The organism is Enterobacter sp. BRE11, from assembly GCF_031844285.1.
In the GTDB taxonomy this organism is placed as follows: Bacteria; Pseudomonadota; Gammaproteobacteria; order Enterobacterales; family Enterobacteriaceae; genus Pantoea.
Window position 1 is genome coordinate 1 of sequence record NZ_JAUZUX010000038.1, and the last position, 3,073, is coordinate 3,073.

Annotated in this window: 1 rRNA gene; it reads right to left on the minus strand. The window is 55.2% G+C overall.

Going from position 1 to position 3,073, the window contains the following annotated elements:
• Nucleotides 1–30 precede the first annotated feature (30 nt).
• A 23S ribosomal RNA gene (locus Q9R34_RS21555) occupies nt 31–2,935 on the minus strand.
• Nucleotides 2,936–3,073: the final 138 nt, after the last annotated feature.

A 3,073-nucleotide genomic window follows, 5' to 3' on the forward strand; every position in this document is an offset into this window, starting at 1 on the left:
TCGCGTCTCGCAAAACGCCTCTGGCGTTGTAAGGTTAAGCCTCACGGGTCATTAGTACCGGTTAGCTCAACGCATCGCTGCGCTTACACACCCGGCCTATCAACGTCGTCGTCTTCAACGTCCCTTCAGGACCCTCGAGGGGTCAGGGAAAACTCATCTCGGGGCAAGTTTCGTGCTTAGATGCTTTCAGCACTTATCTCTTCCGCACTTAGCTACCGGGCAGTGCCATTGGCATGACAACCCGAACACCAGCGGTGCGTTCACTCCGGTCCTCTCGTACTAGGAGCAACCCCCCTCAGTTTTCCAGCGCCCACGGCAGATAGGGACCGAACTGTCTCACGACGTTCTAAACCCAGCTCGCGTACCACTTTAAACGGCGAACAGCCGTACCCTTGGGACCTACTTCAGCCCCAGGATGTGATGAGCCGACATCGAGGTGCCAAACACCGCCGTCGATATGAACTCTTGGGCGGTATCAGCCTGTTATCCCCGGAGTACCTTTTATCCGTTGAGCGATGGCCCTTCCATTCAGAACCACCGGATCACTATGACCTGCTTTCGCACCTGCTCGAGCCGTCACTCTCGCAGTCAAGCTGGCTTATGCCATTGCACTAACCTCCTGATGTCCGACCAGGATTAGCCAACCTTCGTGCTCCTCCGTTACGCTTTGGGAGGAGACCGCCCCAGTCAAACTACCCACCAGACACTGTCCGCAGCCCGGATTACGGGCCTACGTTAGAACACCAGCCATTAAAGGGTGGTATTTCAAGGACGGCTCCACGCAGACTGGCGTCCACGCTTCGAAGCCTCCCACCTATCCTACACATCAAGGACCAGTGTTCAGTGTCAAGCTGTAGTAAAGGTTCACGGGGTCTTTCCGTCTTGCCGCGGGTACACTGCATCTTCACAGCGATTTCAATTTCACTGAGTCTCGGGTGGAGACAGCCTGGCCATCATTACGCCATTCGTGCAGGTCGGAACTTACCCGACAAGGAATTTCGCTACCTTAGGACCGTTATAGTTACGGCCGCCGTTTACCGGGGCTTCGATCAAGAGCTTCTCCTTGCGGATAACCCCATCAATTAACCTTCCGGCACCGGGCAGGCGTCACACCGTATACGTCCACTTTCGTGTTTGCACAGTGCTGTGTTTTTAATAAACAGTTGCAGCCAGCTGGTATCTTCGACTGGCCTCGGCTCCGGGAGCAAGTCCCTTCACCTACGCGCCAGCGTGCCTTCTCCCGAAGTTACGGCACCATTTTGCCTAGTTCCTTCACCCGAGTTCTCTCAAGCGCCTTGGTATTCTCTACCTGACCACCTGTGTCGGTTTGGGGTACGATTTCGTGTTGCCTGATGCTTAGAGGCTTTTCCTGGAAGCAGGGCATTTGTTGCTTCAGCACCGTAGTGCCTCGTCGTCACGCCTCAGCCTTGAGCATCCGGATTTGCCTGGATGCTCAGCCTACACGCTTAAACCGGGACAACCGTCGCCCGGCCAACATAGCCTTCTCCGTCCCCCCTTCGCAGCAACACCAAGTACAGGAATATTAACCTGTTTCCCATCGACTACGCCTTTCGGCCTCGCCTTAGGGGTCGACTCACCCTGCCCCGATTAACGTTGGACAGGAACCCTTGGTCTTCCGGCGAGCGGGCTTTTCACCCGCTTTATCGTTACTTATGTCAGCATTCGCACTTCTGATACCTCCAGCATGCCTCACGGCACACCTTCGACGGCTTACAGAACGCTCCCCTACCCAACAACGCTTGCGCGTCGCTGCCGCAGCTTCGGTGCATGGTTTAGCCCCGTTACATCTTCCGCGCAGGCCGACTCGACCAGTGAGCTATTACGCTTTCTTTAAATGATGGCTGCTTCTAAGCCAACATCCTGGCTGTCTGGGCCTTCCCACATCGTTTCCCACTTAACCATGACTTTGGGACCTTAGCTGGCGGTCTGGGTTGTTTCCCTCTTCACGACGGACGTTAGCACCCGCCGTGTGTCTCCCGTGATAACATTCTCCGGTATTCGCAGTTTGCATCGGGTTGGTAAGCCGGGATGGCCCCCTAGCCGAAACAGTGCTCTACCCCCGGAGATGAGTTCACGAGGCGCTACCTAAATAGCTTTCGGGGAGAACCAGCTATCTCCCGGTTTGATTGGCCTTTCACCCCCAGCCACAGGTCATCCGCTAATTTTTCAACATTAGTCGGTTCGGTCCTCCAGTTAGTGTTACCCAACCTTCAACCTGCCCATGGCTAGATCACCGGGTTTCGGGTCTATACCCTGCAACTTAACGCCCAGTTAAGACTCGGTTTCCCTGCGGCTCCCCTATACGGTTAACCTTGCTACAGAATATAAGTCGCTGACCCATTATACAAAAGGTACGCAGTCACCCCACAAAGAGGCTCCCACTGCTTGTACGTACACGGTTTCAGGTTCTGTTTCACTCCCCTCGCCGGGGTTCTTTTCGCCTTTCCCTCACGGTACTGGTTCACTATCGGTCAGTCAGGAGTATTTAGCCTTGGAGGATGGTCCCCCCATATTCAGACAGGATACCACGTGTCCCGCCCTACTCATCGAGCTCGCGACCCGTGTGCTTTCGTGTACGGGAGTATCACCCTGTACCCTGCGCCTTTCCAGACGCTTCCACTAACACACAGGCCGGTTCAGGCTCTGGGCTGCTCCCCGTTCGCTCGCCGCTACTGGGGGAATCTCGGTTGATTTCTTTTCCTCGGGGTACTTAGATGTTTCAGTTCCCCCGGTTCGCCTCGCAGCACTATGTATTCATGCTGCGATAGTGTGTCGAAACACACTGGGTTTCCCCATTCGGACATCGCCGGCTGTAGCGGTTCATATCACCTTGCCGGCGCTTTTCGCAGATTAGCACGTCCTTCATCGCCTCTGACTGCCAGGGCATCCACCGTGTACGCTTAGTCGCTTAACCTCACAACCCACAGGCGCCTTGCGACGTCGCGGATGTGATTATTGAGAGACTCGAACGCGCTGCCTTTATTCCCTGTTACGGGGGAATAACGCGGCGCGTCGTTTCAATTTTCAGCTTGTTCCGGATTGTTAAAGAGCA